Source organism: Rectinema subterraneum (assembly GCA_009768935.1).
Taxonomy (GTDB): Bacteria; Spirochaetota; Spirochaetia; order Treponematales; family Rectinemataceae; genus Rectinema; species Rectinema subterraneum.
This window is the reverse complement of the sequence record WESA01000004.1, coordinates 58893-79007: the sequence shown is the minus strand read 5'-3', so window position 1 is coordinate 79007 and position 20115 is coordinate 58893. Positions and strand designations below refer to the sequence as shown.

The 20115-nt window shown below is 53.0% G+C and carries 21 protein-coding genes; 14 read left to right on the top strand and 7 right to left on the bottom strand.

All coding sequences use genetic code 11. The features are described 5' to 3' along the window. Window positions 1-1074 carry an ABC transporter ATP-binding protein gene (locus GAP13_RS02480; RefSeq protein WP_158905838.1) on the top strand — a complete coding sequence of 358 codons (1074 nt, stop codon included), beginning with the start codon at window positions 1-3 and terminating at the stop codon, window positions 1072-1074. Between the two features lie 198 nt (window positions 1075-1272). Here the strand turns inward: GAP13_RS02480 and GAP13_RS02475 are convergent, their stop codons facing one another. Both GAP13_RS02475 and GAP13_RS02470 read right to left on the bottom strand, forming a co-directional pair. Further along, on the bottom strand, window positions 1273-1740 hold the full coding sequence (locus tag GAP13_RS02475; RefSeq protein WP_222126126.1) for a flavodoxin family protein: 468 nt from the start codon (window positions 1738-1740) through the stop codon (window positions 1273-1275). Then, window positions 1737-1889, bottom strand: a complete 153-nt coding sequence (locus tag GAP13_RS02470; protein ID WP_158905834.1) for a hypothetical protein — start codon at window positions 1887-1889, stop codon at window positions 1737-1739. The genes GAP13_RS02475 and GAP13_RS02470 overlap by 4 nt, the downstream gene beginning before the upstream one ends. A 179-nt stretch (window positions 1890-2068) precedes the next feature. Between GAP13_RS02470 and GAP13_RS02465 the strand changes: the two genes are divergently transcribed. Further along, window positions 2069-2323: a hypothetical protein gene (locus tag GAP13_RS02465; RefSeq protein WP_158905832.1), complete on the top strand. Its 255-nt coding sequence runs from the start codon at window positions 2069-2071 to the stop codon at window positions 2321-2323. Continuing rightward, window positions 2320-2718 (top strand): type II toxin-antitoxin system VapC family toxin, encoded by a 399-nt coding sequence (locus tag GAP13_RS02460; protein ID WP_158905830.1) that lies wholly within the window; start codon window positions 2320-2322, stop codon window positions 2716-2718. Before GAP13_RS02465 ends, GAP13_RS02460 begins: the two co-directional genes overlap by 4 nt. Before the next feature lie 85 nt (window positions 2719-2803). On the opposite strand, the gene GAP13_RS02455 is transcribed toward GAP13_RS02460, so the two are convergent. The 5 genes from GAP13_RS02455 to rbp form a co-directional block, all read right to left on the bottom strand. Further along, window positions 2804-4552 carry an NADH-dependent [FeFe] hydrogenase, group A6 gene (locus tag GAP13_RS02455; RefSeq protein WP_158905828.1) on the bottom strand — a complete coding sequence of 583 codons (1749 nt, stop codon included), beginning with the start codon at window positions 4550-4552 and terminating at the stop codon, window positions 2804-2806. Further along, window positions 4549-5808 carry a complex I 51 kDa subunit family protein gene (locus GAP13_RS02450; RefSeq protein ID WP_158905826.1) on the bottom strand — a complete coding sequence of 420 codons (1260 nt, stop codon included), beginning with the start codon at window positions 5806-5808 and terminating at the stop codon, window positions 4549-4551. Before GAP13_RS02450 ends, GAP13_RS02455 begins: the two co-directional genes overlap by 4 nt. Further along, a complete protein-coding gene (locus GAP13_RS02445) occupies window positions 5805-6332 on the bottom strand; it encodes an NADH-quinone oxidoreductase subunit NuoE family protein (RefSeq protein WP_241864272.1) in 528 nt (175 codons plus the stop codon). Before GAP13_RS02445 ends, GAP13_RS02450 begins: the two co-directional genes overlap by 4 nt. Before the next feature lie 287 nt (window positions 6333-6619). Further along, window positions 6620-6760, bottom strand: a complete 141-nt coding sequence (locus tag GAP13_RS13010) for a hypothetical protein (protein ID WP_186338812.1) — start codon at window positions 6758-6760, stop codon at window positions 6620-6622. A gap of 184 nt (window positions 6761-6944) precedes the next feature. Beyond that, complete coding sequence (gene rbp / locus GAP13_RS02440; protein WP_158905824.1) at window positions 6945-7244, bottom strand: RNA-binding regulator; 300 nt, start codon at window positions 7242-7244, stop codon at window positions 6945-6947. A gap of 353 nt (window positions 7245-7597) precedes the next feature. Between rbp and GAP13_RS02435 the strand changes: the two genes are divergently transcribed. From GAP13_RS02435 to GAP13_RS02385, 11 genes are all read left to right on the top strand, one after another. Next, the gene (locus GAP13_RS02435) at window positions 7598-8839 is read left to right on the top strand and encodes an anhydro-N-acetylmuramic acid kinase (protein ID WP_158905822.1); all 1242 of its coding nucleotides are present in this window, start codon (window positions 7598-7600) and stop codon (window positions 8837-8839) included. A gap of 97 nt (window positions 8840-8936) precedes the next feature. After that, window positions 8937-10448 carry an ABC transporter substrate-binding protein gene (locus GAP13_RS02430; RefSeq protein WP_158905820.1) on the top strand — a complete coding sequence of 504 codons (1512 nt, stop codon included), beginning with the start codon at window positions 8937-8939 and terminating at the stop codon, window positions 10446-10448. A gap of 89 nt (window positions 10449-10537) precedes the next feature. Beyond that, on the top strand, window positions 10538-11500 hold the full coding sequence (locus GAP13_RS02425) for an ABC transporter permease (RefSeq protein WP_158905818.1): 963 nt from the start codon (window positions 10538-10540) through the stop codon (window positions 11498-11500). A gap of 3 nt (window positions 11501-11503) precedes the next feature. After that, complete coding sequence (locus GAP13_RS02420) at window positions 11504-12334, top strand: ABC transporter permease (protein WP_158905816.1); 831 nt, start codon at window positions 11504-11506, stop codon at window positions 12332-12334. A 9-nt stretch (window positions 12335-12343) separates the two neighbouring features. Next, window positions 12344-13360, top strand: a complete 1017-nt coding sequence (locus GAP13_RS02415; RefSeq protein ID WP_158905814.1) for an ABC transporter ATP-binding protein — start codon at window positions 12344-12346, stop codon at window positions 13358-13360. Continuing rightward, the gene (locus GAP13_RS02410; protein WP_158905812.1) at window positions 13357-14385 is read left to right on the top strand and encodes an ABC transporter ATP-binding protein; all 1029 of its coding nucleotides are present in this window, start codon (window positions 13357-13359) and stop codon (window positions 14383-14385) included. The genes GAP13_RS02415 and GAP13_RS02410 overlap by 4 nt, the downstream gene beginning before the upstream one ends. Continuing rightward, window positions 14369-14875, top strand: coding sequence for a GNAT family N-acetyltransferase (locus tag GAP13_RS02405; protein WP_158905810.1), 507 nt, complete (start codon window positions 14369-14371; stop codon window positions 14873-14875). The genes GAP13_RS02410 and GAP13_RS02405 overlap by 17 nt, the downstream gene beginning before the upstream one ends. A gap of 2 nt (window positions 14876-14877) precedes the next feature. After that, window positions 14878-16113: a serine hydrolase domain-containing protein gene (locus tag GAP13_RS02400; RefSeq protein ID WP_158905808.1), complete on the top strand. Its 1236-nt coding sequence runs from the start codon at window positions 14878-14880 to the stop codon at window positions 16111-16113. Window positions 16114-16192: 79 nt separating this feature from the next. Continuing rightward, window positions 16193-17200 (top strand): ABC transporter substrate-binding protein, encoded by a 1008-nt coding sequence (locus tag GAP13_RS02395; protein ID WP_222126125.1) that lies wholly within the window; start codon window positions 16193-16195, stop codon window positions 17198-17200. A 7-nt stretch (window positions 17201-17207) separates the two neighbouring features. Beyond that, complete coding sequence (locus tag GAP13_RS02390; RefSeq protein ID WP_158905806.1) at window positions 17208-18899, top strand: ABC transporter permease; 1692 nt, start codon at window positions 17208-17210, stop codon at window positions 18897-18899. Between the two features lie 8 nt (window positions 18900-18907). After that, complete coding sequence (locus GAP13_RS02385) at window positions 18908-20029, top strand: ABC transporter ATP-binding protein (protein WP_158905804.1); 1122 nt, start codon at window positions 18908-18910, stop codon at window positions 20027-20029. Window positions 20030-20115: the final 86 nt, after the last annotated feature.

The window sequence follows — 20115 nt, the reverse complement described above, 5'->3', positions numbered from 1 at the left end:
ATGGCACAATTGAAACTGGTAGATGTAACAAAAAAGTTCGGAGATGTCATCGCGGTGAACAAGCTCAATCTCGAGGTGGAAAAAGGGGAGTGTTTTTCGTTTCTGGGGCCTTCCGGATGCGGCAAAACCACCACATTGAGAATGATCGCAGGTTTTGAAGATTTGGATGAGGGCGAGCTCTCTGTTGACGGCAAGGTTTTTTCTTCGAGCTTTAAAAAATATTATCTGCCTCCTGAACATCGCGATTTCGGCATGGTGTTTCAGGCATTCGCAGTGTGGCCGCATTTGACAGTCTACGATAATGTCGCCTTCCCCCTGCAAATCCGCAAAATTCCCCGGCATGAAATTGCAAAACGCGTCAAGATGGCCCTGCAGAGCACCGGGCTCACCCACAGGGAAGAAAGTTATCCGGGAAAGCTTTCGGGAGGTGAACAACAGCGCATAGCGCTCGCTCGAGCTATCGCAATCAATCCCAAGGTCATGCTGCTGGATGAACCGCTTTCCAACCTCGATGCCAAACTCCGTGAAGAGATGAGATTCGAAATCAAAGACCTTCAGAAAAAATTCGGCTTTACTATTATTTATGTCACCCATGATCAAGCAGAAGCGATGGCGCTATCCGACCGCATGCTGGTCATGGATCATGGCATAGTCCAGCAGGTTGGTCACCCGCTGGAAATCTACAACAAGCCTGCCAACAAATTTGTCTTTTCGTTTATCGGGCTTTCCAATTTCATACCTGTCAATATAGAAGAAGGAAAAGCGGTTATCGACGGCAGCAATGAAACAGCAAGTTTTGAAGCTCCATTAGAATTAGGCAAAAAAGCATTTCTCGCATGCCGTCCTTCCGAAGTCGACTTCGTCGAGGAGCCCTATACCGGGGCGAATCAGTTACCACCAGCTATCAGAGCAAGGGTCGCCAGAAGAACCTATCTCGGGGATATAGTCGATTATAAAGTAGCCGTAGGCAATGCCGAAATCAGGATTCAAAAGCCAAGGCGAGTGCAAGGGCCTATCGAAGGCTCATTGTGCACAATTCGAATCAACCGCACGCTGTGGTATCCTCTGGAATGAAGTCTTCCGGAACCCGCTCATAACAAAGAAGCGAGCATAGAAGTGTGGAAGGGCGGGGTCCAGCGGGTTCTGAAATGCGCGAAAAAGAGGAAGAAGACAAAATGCGCATCATGAATGCTGCAGTCGCCTTGGGTGTGAATAAAAATTCGCCTTTGATTGGTGAAAAAGCGCAATATAATCCCCGCGCAGCGCTCTCAATCAGCTTTTGCCCAAAAACGCTTCCAGTTTATTCAGCTTTTGCTCCTCGCTCAGCTGAATGGGAACCGAAAGCAGCTCATCGATCGGAAGAAATTCCTTTTCGAATGACTGCTGAAGGCGGACCGTGCTCCCGCCGCTGTTCGATGCGATAAGAAAAATGCGCTTGCCGCGGACTTCTTCAACATGCGACCTCATCCATGTCCTGACAGGCGGGGCGAGTTTTCCTGCCCAGATCGGCGTAACGAGGATGAGCGTATCGATGTCGCGCAAGTCGGCGTTGGGGTCCTCGATGGGTGTAGCCATGTTGAATGTCGATTGTCGGCCGCTTCGTATGAATCCGAAGAACCCGCTGCGGCGTTCCTTGTCACCGATTTCCCACACCTTGCCGCCCACAACGCGCGACACCATTTCGGCAAGCGTTCTGCAATGCCCTGTGCGGGTTACATACACAATAGCTGGCTTCATCATTTTCCCCTTGCCTTCTGCGGCACGAGCGGCTTGCGAGTCTGCGCCCCTGCGACGCCCAGCGCCAGCGCAACCATGACCAGCGCCAGCGCCGCTGCGATGAATAACTTTTGTTTCACAATTTTCTCCTTCGTCTTTTTTGCTTTGACCATATCGAATATAATGCAATCCGGTGCGCTTTGGCTAATTGCGAGGAGCCGATTTTTGTGGAGAAGCCGGCATGAATCAGCTTTTACAAGAAAAAAGAATAAAAACCCATCTACTCATTTATTGCTATTAACCATAAAATGAACTATATTATATCAGAAAATGGTTCAAACAGGAGGCTTTTATGAAATCAATCACAATCCACAGCATTGACCCAGATCTGGATAGAAAAATATCAGAGAAATCAAAAGAATATGGATTAAGCCAAAATCGTACTGTCAAGGCAATTCTCCAGAATGCACTGCAATCTGATAATAAAGCTGCCAGAAAAGAAATGTTTTCCGATCTATTCGGGAAATGGAAACCAGAGGAAAGGGCTGCGTTCGAGAAGCGGATAATTGATCTGGAAGAACTGAATGATTCGGATTGGGCAAAATGACAAAAATACTACTTGATACAAATGCATACACTGCATTCATGGCGGGAGACCAACATGTTCTTTCGTATATGGTTGACTCCGAAGTTGTCTACATTTCAACCATAGTAATTGGAGAACTGTTTGCAGGATTTTATGGAGGAGACAAAGTACTTCAGAACAAAGAGGAGCTAAAAATATTCCTGAGCAAAGACAGTATCAAGATTATTGATGTCACTATGGAAACAGCGGAAATATTTGGTGAATTGAAATCGGCGCTAGCCAGGAAAGGTAGAATGATTCCCTTAAATGATATATGGATTGCAGCGCATGCAATAGAATATGGCTCAAAGCTCATTACCTATGATGAGCATTTCAAAAACATAGATGGCGTGCGTATCTGGGAATATTTGAATTGATGTATCCTCCATGAGAGCATTTTTCTGCGGCGCGCTCCTTGGCCTATCCAATGCAAAGTTCTGCAGACCAGCAAGCCCGATATGTTTATTCTGAAAATTGATACTGTTCTCGTGGGCTATACTTTGTATGGAGCAGTGCATGTGCCTTTTCGCTTCCGGGTGAGCCCAGGAATTCAGCGTACAGTGCTCTAATTTCAGGGTTTTCGTGCGATTTGCGCAGTGGCAGACTGCGATCTTCGCGATACAACCCCTCGATGCGCCGAGCCCGGCGAGCTAATGTGTTTGGTATAGGCTGCCCGCCGCCTCCGACACAGCCGCCTGCACAGGCCATGATTTCGATAAAGTGATAGCTTGACCGCCCGCGTCGCTTATCTTCGGCAACGCGATCCAGTATCTTTCTGGCATTTGCAAGGCCATTGGTTACCGCGACCTTGATAGGAGTGCCGTCGACATCGATCTCGGCTTCTTTTACTCCTGTCATGCCGCGCACATCGACAAAATCGACCTTCTCGAGGGCCTTACCAGTCGCAAGCTCGTACGCAGTCCGAAGGGCAGCCTCCATGACGCCGCCCGAGGCGCCGAAAATGGTAGCGGCGCCGCTGTACCGTGACAGCAGAGGATCTGGCGTTCCGTCGGGAAGATTTCTGAAATCGATGCCTACCTGGCGGATCATCCGGGCGATCTCTCTTGTCGTCAAGACATAGTCGACATCGCGAGCACCAGAACTGCGCATTTCGGGCCTGCCTGCTTCAAATTTCTTTGCTGTGCAAGGCATTATCGAAAGCGAGACTATCTTGTTCCGATCAAGCCCCCGGCTTTCGGCATAGTGCGTTTTGATGAGTGCTCCGAGCATCTGCTGGGGTGATTTGCAGCTCGATACATTTTCAAGAAGCTCAGGATAGAAGGTTTCGCCGAACTTTATCCAGCCAGGAGAACAGGACGTGATGAGCGGGAATGGTCCAGACTCTTTCAGTCGCTCGAGGAATTCCGTGGCTTCTTCGACAATAGTAAGGTCAGCTGAAAAATTGGTGTCGAACACGACATCGATGCCCAGGGCTTTCAAGGCGCTGTACAGCTTGCCGATGCTGAGCTCGCCCGGTTCCAGCCCGAATTCTTCGCCGATTGCAACGCGAACTGCAGGGGCGATCTGTGTCACCACAATCTTGTCCGGGTCATCGATCGCTTTCCACACTTCTTCGATGGCTTCTTTTTCGTACAGGGCGCCGACAGGGCAATACACTATGCACTGTCCGCAGTTCACGCACACGCTGTCGCCCATTGTGGTTCCGTACGCAGGAGAAACAATGGTGTTCGAGCCTCGTCCATGGAAGAAAATAGAAGCGACAGTCTGCACTTCGTTGCATACCTGTACACAGCGGCCACATCCAATGCATTTGTTCATGTCGCGCACGATGCCAAAGGAGCTGCGATCCACAGGAAGCCCTCGCGTATATCTGTCGTAGCGCAGATCGCGGATCTCGAAACGTTCGGCAAGGGTTTGCAGCTCGCATTTGCCATGCTTGATGCACTGGAGGCAATCTGCTGGATGAGCGGCGAGAACAAGCTCAAGAATCCCGCGACGGATATCCCTGATCTCGGCGGTGCTGGTAAGAACTTCCATGCCCTCTTCGACTGCTGTCACGCAGGAGCGTTTGTAACCGGGCTGGCCTTCGATTTTCACGATGCACATGCCGCAGGCGCCCTTCGGTTCGAGGTCTTCGTGGCGGCACAAGGCCGGGATCGATATGCCAGCCTTTTCGGCAGCTGAAAATACGGTGGTGTGTTCGGGGACGGTGATCTTTTTCCCATTGATTGTGAGTGTCACGTTCTTCATACCGCCGCCTCCTTCAGGAATTCCTGCTGTTTTATGAAGGACACAATTTCATCGCCAAACCGGTCAAGAAGCGACTCAAGCGGAAAAGCAATGGATTGTCCAAAAGGGCAGAACGAAGCGCCGACCATGACATGGGTTGTGTCTCTCATCAGATCGAGATATTCCAGTCTTCCTTGCCCTGATGCGATCTTGTTGGCCATGAATGCAAGTTGCCGTGTGCCATACCGACAGGGGAAACATTGGCCACACGATTCTTCGGCAAAGAACCGCATGGTAACCTCGAGCACGTGCGCCATATTGACCGTGGTATTCATAAAAACAAGGGCGCCGCTGCCGAGTGCTCCCCCAGCTTTTCGCATCGAAGCAAAGTCGAGTGGATAGTCAAGAGCCGCTGTATCAAATATTGGCCCTGCTGTACCGCCGATCTGAACCGCTTTTAAATTTCCCAGGATGCCTCCCGCTGCGGCAGCCAGTTCGCGTACGGTTGTACCCATCGGAAATTCATACACTCCAGGATGCGCAATATGGCCACTAATACTGAAAAGCTTGAGCCCGGGCGAGCCCGAGCTCCCGATCGAAGCAAATGCTTCCGCTCCATGCGTAAAGATATATGGGACATAGGCAAGTGTTTCCACGTTGTTCACGATAGTGGGCTTGCCCCAGAGACCTTTTTCTGTGGGGAAGGGCGGCTTCAAAAAAGGATAACCCCTGTTTCCCATCAGGGAATTGAGAAGGGCTGTTTCGTCGCCGACAACATAGGAGCCGCCGCCTTTACGCACCTCAACATTGAACGAGAAATTGCTGCCGAGAATATGTTCGCCCAGGTATCCGGCTTTGACAGCGCTTGCAATTGCAGACGATAAACTGGCAACCACATGAGGATACTCGCCGCGCACATAGACATATCCAGTCTGCGCACCCGTCGCATATGCAGCGATAGCCATGCCTTCAAGGACCAGAAAAGGAGCGTGCTCCAGCACAAATCTGTCCTTGAAAGTACCTGGTTCGCCTTCATCCGCATTGCACACAAGATACCGCTCATCATCGCCTGCAACAGACTCCCATTTGAGGCCCGTCGGGAATCCTGCTCCACCTCGCCCGCGCAGGCCTGAACGTTTGACTTCGGAGATAACCTCGGCTGGTGTCTTGGCAAGTGCGCTGTGCAAACCGGAAAATCCGCCTTTTGCAACAAAGCTATCGATATCGAGCGGATTTTCGAGCGTCGCAAATCCAGTAATATACTGAATATTGCTCATACCCCCTCCTTCGCCAGGCGATCGAGCATGGCGTCGATTTCTGCTAAAGAGAGGCCGCTGATCAAATGATCGTCAATCATAATATTGGGAGATGTGCTGCATGCTCCAAGACAATTGACAATCTCAAGGGAGAATACTCCATCGCCCGTTGTCATCCCGCGTGAAATGCCAAGTTTTTTGCGAAGATGCTGATAGATATCGAGAGACCCGCAGATGCGGCAGCTAAGAGAATCGCAAAGCCGTATCACATGCCGGCCTCTGCGTTCGCGCGAGAACATTGTGTAAAAACTGACGATGCCGTCCAGTTCAGCTAAGGGGATTCCATAGTCCTGCGCGATTCCAGCGAGTTCCTCTTTGGTGATCCATGTTTTCCCACGAGTTCGGTTTTGTACTTCATGGAGCCTGAAAAGGAGGGTGTCGCGGTATTTTATTTGCGTATTAGGCGCTGTTGTATTTGGTGAAATTGAGGCATTGCCCACTGCATCATCAGTTTCTCCCGCCTTGCCCTTACCGTTCATAGCCATAGAATGCTCCTCCCGGGCGGCTTTGAGGAAAATTCGGGCTTGATGCACAATTTTTTTTGCCAGCACAGCGCGAAAGAGAGTGTTTGGCGGGCATTCATGAATCAGGAGCAGCAGAGTCCTCGGTGCGGCGTACATGAACACCACGAACACGCAGACAGCCACCCGTCATCTAAAATATCATTTTTATTTTAGGGGCATTCGATAAAAAAAGCAAGGATTGCTGACACAAATTGAATATTTTTTGAATGGAATGGCGGCATCGGCCTATCGATTAGGCGTCATTCGTTTTAGGCCGGGGGCTCAACACTGGAGTCGGAACCGGCCTCTTTTATGGCCTTTTTTTCGGCCTTCTTTTGTAGTTTTTCTTCTTTTTTGCGTTGACGGGCAAGTTCTTTCTGGCGTTTTTCGTAGGAGTAATTCGGTTTCATTCAGCGGGCCCCCTTGTGAGCGGATCTGGTGGTGTCAGGCGTTCCGCGATAGCGCCTGTACCTCAGCGGCAGTTGCGCCGCCATAAAAAAACCGGCCGCAGTGCATGGAGGTGCAGGCGACCGGTTTTCGTTCAGCGCCTGGCCGGCACGATGTCCGGCTGGCGTCGGCTATTCGCGAGTAATATCAGTACGAATAGGAGCCGCGGCGGCGATTGTCCCGGCTGCGATCATCGCGAGGTTTGTCCATGGCTTCGTTCACTTTGAGCATGCGGCCATCGACTTCCTGGCCGTTTGTGCTGGCGATTGCTGCCTGCGCCTCAGCATCGGTGCCCATTTCGATAAAGCCAAAGCCTTTCGAGCTGCCGGTATCGCGGTCGGTGATAATACGCACTGACTCAACGTGGCCAAATGCTTCGAAGCGCTCTTTCAGCGAATCTTCCGTGGTGTTGTAGCTAAGATTTCCTACATACAGTTTCTTGCCCATTGTGGCATCCTTTTTTCCGGAATCTTGTGCGGTGTGTCCTCGATGGGACCCGGCACATTCCGGATTTCAATAACATGCACCCGCCTGCAGCGGATGACGATCATTCAGAACGCAAAACGCCTGATGATCTGGAAAGCTTTCGGATACTCGGTCTGGCAGGAACTTTTCGGCAGGAACTTGAACGATCAGCTACGGAAAAGGTGCGGTAACGTTGTCTCTTCAATCTCTCTGAACAAAAATGTACTATTTTTTTCGCACAATGTCCATAGGGCAGCGAACCTTGCTACACTTTGGATGTCTTTATTGCGGAAAGGCGGCAAGGACAGTATGATGCACCATAAGGCGGCCTATCTATGGAATCAGAAAAAACAGCAAGCTCTTTGTTTCGTCTATCAGCATATCAATCAAGGCACGAGCGCGCTCTTATAGGCATTATGTCCGGCACCTCCTTTGACGGCATCGATGCGGTGCTTGTGCGCATTATAACTGATGAGCGCGGCCATATCGCGTCGCTCGCGATGGAAGGGCACTATTCTCTGCCATACTCTCAGGAACTGCAAAAGCGGCTGCTTGCACTTTGTTCGCCCGAGACGGCTCGCATTGATGAGCTTGTCTATGCTCACGCCGCGCTCGCCGAATGGTATGCAGGCGCGGTGGAAGGGCTTCTTGGTATGGCTGGCCGAAAGGCTCAGGATGTGTATGCAATCTGTCTTCATGGCCAGACGGTGTGGCATGCCCCCGTGCCCCGAGCATTTCCGGGACCATCAGGGCAGTCAGTTGCTGCTCGCGGGACACTGCAGATCGGTTCTGCGCCGCTTTTGCATGAGCGCACTGGTATTCCTGTCATCTATGATTTTCGGTCGCGCGATATGGCAGCAGGAGGGGAGGGTGCACCGCTGGCTCCCTTTGTAGACGCGCTCCTTTTTGGAAGCTTAGAGAGGGGGCGTATTGTCCAGAATATCGGGGGCATCGGGAATGCGACGGTTATACCGGCTGGCGCAGGCAACGAAGCAGTGTTCGCTTTTGATACCGGTCCCGGAAATATGGTGATGGATGAGCTTGCGAAGCGATTCAGCAATGGCGCGCTTGCGTATGACAAGGATGGACTGCTTGCTGCTCGTGGGCGTGTGAGCCATGAGCTTCTCGAGCCGCTGCTGGAAGACCCGTATTTTTCGCGCAAGCCGCCGAAGAGTACCGGCCGCGAAGTGTACGGAGCAGAATTTGCAGCAAGATTTGCAGTGCGCGGTAGGGCTTTGGGGCTCTCTGATGCCGACATCATAGCGACAGCAACCGCGTTCACTGCAGAGACCATTGTTCGGGCATACCGGGATTTTGTCTTTCCTCTGGTGCCAATCGATGATGTGATTGTCGGCGGCGGCGGCGCTCTCAATCCTAGCCTTATGGCGATGATTCGCGAGCGGCTGCCAGCTCATGCTACGCTGAGGACTACGGCCGACTATGGCATTCCCGTACTCGCGCGCGAGGCAATTGCATTCGCCGTTTTGGGACACGAAGCGCTCATGGGGCACCCCTCGAATCTCCCTGCGGTGACGGGCGCTTCGCACGAAGTCATTCTGGGCTCTCTCACACTGTAAGAAAATTGTATATTTATTGCATATTGCCACTGGCGCGCTCCCAGCATTTGTATTAAAATATTTTTTCGAAAATGTTATTCATTTTTGGGAGGCGTGTATGAAACGATTACTGGCCATTGGGCTCGCCCTGGCAATGGTGGCGGGCATAGTCCCTGCAGTATTCGCCGCGGGTGAAGAAAAGGTGCTCACGATTGGTGTGGATCAGGAGGCGATCGGCTTGGATCCGCATATTGTCACCTCATTCTCTTCCCATCGCCGTGTGGATCTGCTGTACAACAAGCTGGTTCGCCATGACGAAAATCTCAAGATTGTCCCAGACCTTGCTGAATCGTGGGAGATTCCCGACAACCAAACCTACATCTTCAATCTGCGAAAGGGCGTCAAATTCCACGATGGTACCGAATTGACCGCTCAGGATGTGGAATTTTCGCTCAATCGCATTCTGGACCCCAAGACTGCATCTCCGGGGCGATCCTACATTTCTAGCATCAAATCGATCGAAGTGCTCGGGCCTTACAAGGTCAAGGTAACTCTGTCCGCGCCGCTCGCTTCCTTCCTTGAAGGTCTTGCGAGCAACAATTGCGCGATTGTGTCCAAGGCAGCGGTCGAAAAATATGGGAACCTTCAGAAAGTAGCCGTTGGAACCGGCGCTTTCATGCTCAAGGAATGGATACCTGACAATTCCATGACGCTTGTCAAGAATCCAAATTACTTCGAAAAAGGATTGCCATATCTCGACAAGATCATTTTCCGTGTCATTCCGGAACAGGCTTCGCTGCTTGCAGGGATCAAGGCTGGTACGCTCGATATGGCGCAGATTAACGATGCGAGCACCATTCTGCTTGCAAAGCGAGACAGCAATATCGTCGTCATGCAGAAACCGGGCATCAATGTGCGGACTTTTGGCTTCAACACGACGCGTAAGCCTTTCGATGATGCGCGCGTGCGCCAGGCTCTTTCGCTCGCAATTGACCGCAATGAAATTGTAACAGTGGCGGAATTTGGTATGGCACAGCCGACCGGCCCCATTCCTGCCGGTGCAACGCAATGGGCTTTGCCGCTCAGCAAACTTCCCTATTACACTCCGGATTATGCAAAAGCAAAAGCGCTGCTTGCTGAAGCCGGTTTCCCGAATGGCTTTACATTCAAGATTGTGACCGCCAATTCTTTCGAAGGCGGTCTTTCGGTTGCCCAGGTTATCCAGAATCAGCTCAAGAAAATTGGTGTGAACGCCGAGCTTGAAGTCGTTGAATGGGGCATTTATATCGATCGCTGGGTCAAGCGCGACTTTGATTCGATGGTCGAGCTGCGCGGCGGTAGTGGTGAGCCCGACCGCTTCCTGTATCGCACAATCCATTCAACAGGTGGCGTCAATAACTTCCTCTTCAAGGATGCCGATGTGGACCGCCTGCTGGACAAAGGGCGAGTGCTTACCACGTATGCCGAGCGCAAACCGGTTTATGATGAGCTGCAGGTGGTCCTTGCTGAAAAAGCACCTATCATTTTCCTCTATTGCCCATTCGAAACACATGTTCTGAGCAAGCAAGTCAAAGGATTCAAGCAGGTAGGCTATGGGAGTCTCTATTATCTGATCCAGACGCAGAAATAGGCTAATTGCATTAGACCGTGAGCATTACGGCTCATAAGAATCGCCGGCAATGCCGGCGATTCTTTCATATCTTGCAAGGATGAATACTGATGGGTCGCTATATTTTCAGAAGACTGCTTTCGCTCATACCTGTACTGCTTGGAGTTTCCATAATTGTGTTTTTTCTTGTGCGATTGATACCAGGCTCGGCACTGCAGATGTATTTGGGTACACAGGTCGAAGCAACTCCCGAACAAATGGAAGAATTGCGCCGCATTTTTGGGGAGGACAGGCCGGTCCCTGTGCTCTATGTCGAATGGCTGGGACGATTGTTGCGGGGTGACTTGGGGTATTCTCTTCGCACTGGACGTGAAGTTCTGCCCGATATCCTGCAGAGGCTTCCCTTAAGTATAGAACTGACATTCTATGCACTTTTTCTTTCGCTGATTATAGGGATCCCGCTCGGCATTCTCTCCGCGCTGAAGCATGATCCCGTTACCGATGTGTCGATTCGCATTACGGGTCTTTTGGGTCTTTCTTTGCCGCAATTTTGGCTCGCATCGCTCATGGTGATCGCGTTTTCCGGATTTCGCGGCTGGATTCCTATGGGCAACTATGTCGGCCTTTTCAAGGCGCCGCTCGATAATTTGCGCATGCTCTTTTTCCCGTCGCTTGCCATCGGTATTGGGTTGGCAGCGGTTATCATGCGCTACACGCGCAACAGCATGCTCGAAGTGCTCCAGATGGACTATATAAGGACTGCGCAGGCAAAAGGGCTGGCCAAGCGTATTGTGATTGTTCGGCATGCCCTCAGAAATGCGATTCTCCCGGTGATTACGGTAGCCGGCTTCAATACGGGCTATCTTCTTGGCGGCGCAATCGTCATAGAAGAAGTGTTCGCCTTGCCAGGCATGGGGCGCCTTGCGCTCTATGCGATCTACCAGAGGGATTATTCGCTGATACAGGGTATTGTTCTCGTCATTGCCACGCTTTTTGTTCTTGTCAATCTGGTCACTGATCTCATCTATGCTGCAGTGGATCCCCGGATTCGTCTCGAGACGAGGGAGGGCTGACATATGGCGCGGCTTTTGAAAAATCCTATTGCACTTGTTGGCCTTGCAATCATCGCTCTGTATACGCTCATAGTGATTATTTCTCAGTTCTGGCTGCCTTTCGACCCCTTGCAGATGGATGTTGCGCATATTCTCGAATCTCCATCGTTCAGGACGGGGCATCTGTTCGGTACAGACGAATTCGGGCGCGACATTCTGAGTAGAATCATGAAAGGCACGGGCATATCGCTCCTGATAGCGGTATTGGCAACGGCGATAGGCGCGACCATCGGCACGTTTATGGGTGTATGGGCGGGATTTCTCGGCGGCGCGTGGGATCACTGGATCATGAGGCTCGCCGATGTCCTCTTTTCTTTCCCTTCACTGCTGCTTGCTATTTTTGTGATGGCGATTCTCGGCGAAAATACCTATAACGTGATAATTGCGATTTCCATTGTATACATCCCGCAATTCGCGCGGGTGAGCCGCGGAGCTGTGCTCGCCATCAAAAACAATGAATTTGTAAGGGCTGCTTTTTCGAGCGGCGCAGACCGACGTTTTGTGCTTTCACGTCATCTTTTGCCGAATATCATGATGCCTATCATCGTGCAGAGTTCGCTTTCGCTGAGCGTCGCCATTCTGCTCGAATCAGCGCTCAGTTTTCTTGGGCTTGGCGTGCAGCCGCCGCATCCATCATGGGGGAATATGCTGAGCAGCGCACGCAAAGTAATGATGCTGGCGCCGTGGACGGCCATCTATCCTGGGCTTGCGATTATGGGCCTCGTGCTTGGATTCAATCTGCTCGGCGATGGATTGCGCGACATCCTCGATCCGCGCCTTCGGAACATAAAGTAGGGGGAGCGCATGATTATCGGAACAGAACCAGTACTCAGCGTCCGCAATCTCAGCACCCGCTTTATGACTTCCTCAGGAACAGTCAAAGCAGTGGATGGCGTGTCCTTCGATGTGCGCAAAGGAGAGATTTTTGGCATTGTCGGGGAATCGGGTTCGGGCAAGAGCGTCACCAACCTCTCGATACTGCGCCTTATACCCATGCCTCCGGGGCAGATCGCCGAGGGGGAAATTATGCTCTATGGAAAGAACCTCCTTGCCGCAAACGAGCATGAGCTGCAGATGGTGCGGGGTGGCAGTATTTCCATGATTTTCCAAGACCCTATGACCTCGCTCAATCCACTTTTGCGCGTATCATTGCAGATTGCGGAAGCGCTCGAACTGCATCATGGACTTTCGCGCAAAGAGGCTGAAAAGAAGGCAGTGGAACTTTTGAAAGCGGTCGGCATTCCCGATGCTGAACGCCGCGCTCAGGAATATCCGCATCAGTTCTCAGGTGGCATGCGCCAGCGCGTCATGATCGCTATGGCAATTGGCTGCAATCCTGACCTTCTTATCGCGGATGAGCCGACCACCGCCCTCGATGTGACGATTCAGGCTCAGATTCTGGACCTTATACGTCGCCTTTCTGATACGCGCACCATGTCGGTTATTCTTGTGACGCATGATCTGGGGGTCGTCGCCGGCATGTGTGATACCGTAGCCGTTATGTACGCAGGCAAAATTGTCGAACAGGCTTCGGTAGACCCGCTTTTCCGAGAGCCAAAGCACCCTTACACACAGGGCCTGCTTGCATCAGTGCCGCGCATCGACAGGGCGTGGAGCGAACGGTTGTATTCCATACCTGGAGCACCTCCCAACCTCGTTGACTTGCCTCCTGGGTGTGCCTTTGCTCCGCGCTGCGAACATGCCATGCCCATCTGTTCGCAGTCATATCCGCCTCAGATCGAAATGGATGACGGATCTGGCAACAAACGAACAGTACGCTGCTGGCTCCATGCAGACAATGTTCCCGGAGTACACCGATGAATACCATACAACCTTTGCTCGAAGTAAAGAACCTCAAGGTTTATTTTCCAATAGAAAAAGGAATTGTTATACGAAAGCGCATTGGCTGGCTCAAAGCCGTCGATGATGTGAGTTTTTTGGTGCAGAAAGGCGAGGCCGTAGGTCTTGTAGGCGAATCCGGCTGCGGAAAATCAACAACTGCGCTTGCAATTGCGCAGCTGCAGCGTATTACAAACGGACAGATACTGTTCGAAGGCAGAAACCTGAGCGCTTTGCCTCCTAGCGAGTTGTATGCCGAACGACGCAATTTCCAGATGGTGTTCCAGGACCCGTATTCATCGCTCGATCCGCGCATGACAGCATTCGATTCGATCGCTGAGCCGCTCAGAATTCAGGTACGGCGCGGTTCTCTTAATCTGAGCGAAGCGGATATTCGCAAAAAAGTGTTGGATTTGATGGACAAAGCAGGCCTCTCCCGGACCTTTGCTCACCGCTATCCGCATGAATTTTCCGGAGGTCAGCGTCAGCGCATAGGCATTGCGCGGGCTCTTGCGCTCTCGCCGAAGCTTGTTATCGCCGATGAGCCGGTAAGCGCGCTGGATGTGTCTATCCAGTCGCAGATCCTCAATCTCATGAAGGACCTGCAGGCAGAGCTTGGACTTACCTATCTCTTTATAGCACATAATCTTGCTGTAGTGGAATATTTCTGCGGTCGGATTGTGGTCATGTACCTCGGCACCATTGCTGAGATTGCTCCATCCGAAATGCTCTATCATGAGCCATTGCATCCGTACACAAAGGCCCTCCTCTCGGCAGTCCCCATCCCGGATCCTCCTCGGGAACGGCAAAGATCGCGCATTCTTCTCAAAGGCGATGTCCCTTCTCCGAGCGAAGAACGCGTTGGCTGTCCATTTTTTGAGCGATGCCCCTCTGCAATGGATATCTGCAACGCTCAGCGCCCGCTTCTTCGCGAAGCTGGGGCGGGGCATATGGTAGCTTGTCATTTATATGCAAGAGAGGGCGATTCGCATGCAAATAAAAATTGAAGATGCTGTCCCCGGCGACATTGCGCAATGCGCCCGGATTGCATGCGACAGCGAAATCGGCCAGCGCTATGGGTTCGTGGAAGAAACGCTTGCAGCTCGTATACAGATGCGCCTGCAGGAAGGGGATGTGGTTTTGGTGGCGCGGGATATGGGTGCAATAGAATCTGCGTCCAGCTCGAATGGCGCACCCAGCGACATCATCGGCTTTGCCTGGATCGACACAAAGGGCGGCTTCGGTCAGGCTCCCTATCTCAAGCTCATCGCTATCGATGCGAGCAGGCGGAGCACCGGCGCAGGCTCCCTGCTTCTTTCAGCCTTCGAAGAGAGAACAAGAGGAGCTGGGCGCGCATGGTTTTTGCTTGTTTCAGATTTCAATGATCGGGCTATTCATTTTTACAAAAAACATGGCTATGCCGTAGTCGGGACACTACCTGATTTTGCAAAGGATGGCATTACGGAGCTCATCATGTACAAGCGGCAGGAGGCATAGCAATGCGCAGTACAGTCTCCTCGATGTCGAATGAAATTCAAAGGCTCACTATCGACGCAATTGAGCATCAATGGTTTGCCGGCGCGGTGATTCGCCTCGAGCAGGAAGGTGAGGTGCTGTATGAAGGCGCCTTCGGATCTGCCATAAAAACTGCTCAGCTGCAGGCGCCGATGAGTGCCACAACGCAATTCGATATTGCCTCGCTTACAAAGCTATTTACAACGACCGCCATTTTAAAGCTAGTAAGCGAGGGCAGGCTCGATCTGGATGCGCCGCTCGTGACTGTTGCAGATGGCAAGCTTGCGGTATTGCTTGGAGCGGAAGAGTCAGGGAGCAACCGGCGCGTTGCCGATGTGCTCGAAAAGGTATCGACACGCGCCCTGCTTACCCATAGTAGCGGCATTCATTATTGGTATCCGTTCTACGCGGCGCGGGAGTCTATAAAAGCGTCTGCCAGGAGCATTGCAGGGAGCCCTGCGGGGAGTCCTGTGGAGAACCCTGCCGCCAGTCCAGCAGGGGAGCCCTACAGCGCCTTCGACTCTATTTTTGAAACAGTGCTCGCTCGCTTTCCGCTGCAACACACAACGATCTATTCGGACATCAATTTCATGCTTGCAGGGTTCATTGTGGAGACGGTGAGCGGTTTGCCGCTGCATGAGGCAATTCCCAAGCTGGTATGCGTTCCGCTTGGCCTAGAGCGCTGTGCCTATTTGAAGGATGCATCCAGTGCGCGGAACGCTTTCGAAGCCGGCGGAGACTCCACATATGCTGCAACAGAATTCGGCAACCGCATCGAAATGAAAATGGTAGCAGACCTTGGCCTTCATTTTTCCGGCTGGAGGTCTATAGACCAGCCAATTGTCAGCGCTCCGAACGATGGCAACTGCCACTATTTCTTTCATGGCGTGGCGGGTCATGCTGGCATTTTTACTACAGCGCGGGACCTCTGCCGGCTGGGGAACCTGTACGCCGGGGTCGACAATGCCAATTACATTGCAGACGACTTGCTCGAAGAAGCGGTAACCGACCACGGCAACGGACGGGGACTTGGTTTTCAGTTCGGGCCCCGCTATCCGCAAGGCTGTGGACACACCGGCTTTACCGGCGCCTATCTTTTTGTAAGCCGTAACCGGCATCTTAGCCTGAGCATTCTCACAAACAGGCTGCATGTCCCCGAGCCTCGCGATATCGATCCATTCAGAAAGGCAATTGCGGAGCTTGCAATCATTACAATTTGAATATTGTTTTTGTTGCGGATTTTTCAGTTTAAGCATACAATGACTGTGTAAACTATCCTTTTTTTTTGGAGGTGCATTCATGAAAGCAAGGCGCATGATTCTCTACATGCTGGCAATTATTGCGATCGCGGTTCCAGCATTCGCAAAGCCTGGGCAGACGCTTGTTGTCTATTCCAGCGTGGATGAGGTGAACGCCAAGAAAATTTTCGACGCATTTACCGCTGATACCGGCATTACCGTGCAGTTCGTCCAGCTTTCCTCTGGACCGGCATATGCAAGAATCAAGGCCGAGGCTTCCAATCCTCAGGCCGATGTCTGGTTCGGCGCTCCCAGCGAAAACCACATCATCGCCAAAGAAGAGAAGCTGACAGTGCCCTACAAGGGCCCGAATTTCGACAAGCTCAGCAAGGAATTCAAGGATCCCGACGGCTACTGGCGCAGTTTCTACATGAATCCGATGGCCTTCGCGGTGAACAAGGAAGTGCTCGCCCGTATAGGCGCTCCCAAGCCGACGAGCTGGGCCGACCTCCTGAATCCCGCCTACAAGGGACAGATCCAGATGCCATCGCCGCAGTCCTCCGGCACCGCCTATAACATCGTTGCATCCCTCGTCGTGATGATGGGCGAGGACAAGGCCTTCGATTACATGAAAAAGCTGTCGCCGAATGTCCAGACCTATACCTCATCCGGAACCGCGCCATCCAAAGCAGTGCAGCTGGGCCAGTGCGCAATTGGCATTCAGTTCACGCCTGCATTCTTCGAAGCGATCGATAAGGGCTTCCCCATCGAGGTCATCTTCCCGAAGGAAGGAGTCTGGTTCGAAGCGCCCGCTGTTTCCATCCTGAAGGGTGCGAAAAACCTTGAAGCGGCCCAGACGCTTGTCGACTGGCTGACCACAACGAAGGGACAATCGGTATATACCGAAAAGAAAACCTACTTCTACCCGGTTCTACCCGGTGTTCCGCTCGGTGCGGGCATGCCGGCATTCGAGTCGCTCAAAACCATCGATGTCGATGCGATTTGGGCTGGCGAGCAGAAAAAGAGGCTTGTCGAGCGCTGGGTGAACGAAGTCCTTACCGCAAAGTGAGATATTGATGGCTCATGGAATCTCGAAGGCGGCCGCCGAGCTCAGGCGTGCCGCCCGGGATCCGGTGCTCCTGGGAGTGATTCTCCTTGTCGCCGGATCCTTGATTGTTTTTGTTTTGTATCCTCTGATATCGGTGGGCGCGGCAAGCCTCGATGTGGGCGGGGGAAAGACGGGGCTTGGCGTCTACCGGGATGTCATCCGCTCGGCATATTTGCGGAAAGCTTTCTACAACAGTCTCATGATGAGTACGCTGACCGCGCTTGTCGGTACGCTGATCGGCTTTCTGTTCGCGTTCGCGGTGACGCGGGCGAAGGTGCCGCTTTCGAAATTCTTCAATATTTTGGCGATTATACCTATTGTGTCGCCACCGTTCATCGGCGCCCTCGCCATAATCATGCTGTTCGGGAACAACGGGCTCATTACGTGGAACCTGCTTAAAATTCAAAATTTTCCGATTTACGGGTTCAATGGGCTATTCCTTGCGCAGGTAGTCACGTTCTTCCCGGTTGCGTACCTGACGCTCAAGGGTGTTCTTGAATCGATGAACCCTGTGCTCGAGGACGCGGCGCTGGACCTGGGCGGCTCGCGCTGGAAGGTGTTCACGAAGGTGACTCTGCCGCTCGCCTTTCCCGGGATTGCGAGTTCGGTGCTTTTGCTCTTTGTTGAGACGCTGGCTGATTTCGGAAACCCGCTGATTCTGGCGGGGAGCAAGTTCCCGATTTTGTCGGTACAGGCCTACCTGCAGATTGTCGGGATGTACGACCTCCCGAAGGGGGCGGCGATTTCGGTGCTCCTGCTGGTGCCTTCGCTCATTTTCTTCTATGCGCAGAGGGCGCTGGTGAACCGGCGGAAATACACGACGGTAACCGGCAAGCCCCAGCAATCGACAACCCAGATCGTGAGCCCGGGGGCGCGAATTGCGCTGTTTGTCTTCTGTCTGTTTGTGGCGCTCGTCGTGGGGCTGATCTATTTTTCGATCGTGGTGGGGGCGTTCGCGAAGGTGTGGGGCTTCGATCACCACCTCACGCTCGACCACTTCAAGTTCGTGTTCGGGGTGGGGTTCAAGGCGGTCAGGGATACGCTCATGATCGCAGGCATCGCGACGCCGTTTGCAGGGCTTTTGGGCATGGTCATTGCATTTTTGGTGGTGCGCGTGAAGTTCCCAGGGCGGAAGTTTGTCGAGGGCGTGAGCATGCTGAGTTTTGCGGTTCCAGGTACGGTCATCGGCATCGGCTACATCCTCGCGTTCAACCATAAGCCGCTTGCCCTCACCGGTACGCTCGCGATCCTGCTTCTGAACTTTGTATTTAGGTACATTCCCGTGGGCATCGAGTCGGGCAAGGCGCTGCTCGCGTCTATCGATCCTTCCATCGAAGAGGCTGCAGTGAACCTCGGCGCTGATTCGCGCAAGACATTCAGCAGAATTACTCTGCCGATGATATTGCCAGCATTCTTTTCGGGGCTCGTGTTCGCCTTTGTGCGGGCGATGACGGCGGTGAGCGCGGCGATTTTCCTTGTTTCGTCCAGGTGGAACCTGATGACAGTGCATATCATGGCGCAGGTCGAATCGGGGAATTTGGGGGCGGCGGCCGCGTACAGTCTCCTTCTGGTCCTGATCGTCGCCGCGGCGATTTCGCTTATCCGCGTGGCGCTGAAATCGCAGTACAGCAAATATGGCGGAGCCATGCTGCATTTCTAGGAGCTTACATGAGTGTTCGATTAGTCAATATAACAAAAGAATTTGCTGATCCCGAGCGCGAAGGAGGAAAGCTGGTCGCAGTCAGGGATTTTAATCTCGAAATACAGGATGGCGAGTTCGTCACCCTGCTTGGCCCGTCGGGCTGCGGCAAGACAACGACCCTGCGCATGATCGCCGGCTTTGAGATGCCCACGATAGGCGAGGTCTGGATCGGCGGGAAGAACGTGAGCAACGATCCGCCCAACAAGCGCGACACGTCGATGGTCTTCCAGAGCTACGCCATCTTCCCGCACATGTCGGTCGAGCAGAACGTGGGATTCGGGCTCGAGCTCAAAGGGCGTCCTAAGGCCGAAATCACCCGCGAAGTGCGGCAGATCATGGAAGTGATGGGCATCGCGGACCTGGCGCACCGAAGGCCAGACCAGCTCTCCGGCGGACAGCAGCAGCGCGTCGCCCTTGCGCGTGCCATCGTGAACAGGCCGAGTGTCCTGCTCTTCGACGAGCCGCTCTCGAACCTCGATGCCAAGCTGCGCGAGCAGATGCGCGTGGAAATCCGGCGCATCCAGCAGACGTTCAAGATCACGAGCGTGTACGTGACGCACGACCAGGCCGAGGCGATGACCGTGTCGGACCGCATCGTGGTCATGAGCAAAGGCCAGATGATGCAGGTCGGCTCGCCCTTCGAGATCTACTCCCGCCCCGCGAACCGGTTCGTGGCCGATTTTATCGGGCGCGTGAATCTCCTGTCTGTTACGGTCGAGCGCCTGGAGCAGGAGAAGAACATCGTGCGCGGCACAGATGGCAGCCGGTACGAAGCGGCTTCCGCCGCGTCTGGGGTTGCCGAAGGAGGCAAAGCATTGCTGATGGTGCGGCCGGAGTCACTCTCGGTCGAGAGCAGCGCGGGGGCGGCGCCCGCGGCAGAAGGCCGGATGGCCTTTGCGCAGGGCGTCATCGACAAGACTGTCTACCTTGGCGCGACCGTCGAATACGAGATTGACGCGGGCTATGAACGCCCCATCCTTGCTGTGTCGCATGACCCCGTCAATGCCGGCTTCTGGCGGACCAGCGACCGCGTCGTGCTCCGCTACAGCCCGCGTGCAGCGCATCTTCTACCTCCCGAGAGCGAATAGGCCCAATTCTTTACCTTGGCGCCTCGAACGTGTATACTGTACGCCTGCTGTGCTTGTACCGGCAACGGCTCGAGGCGGCAATCCTT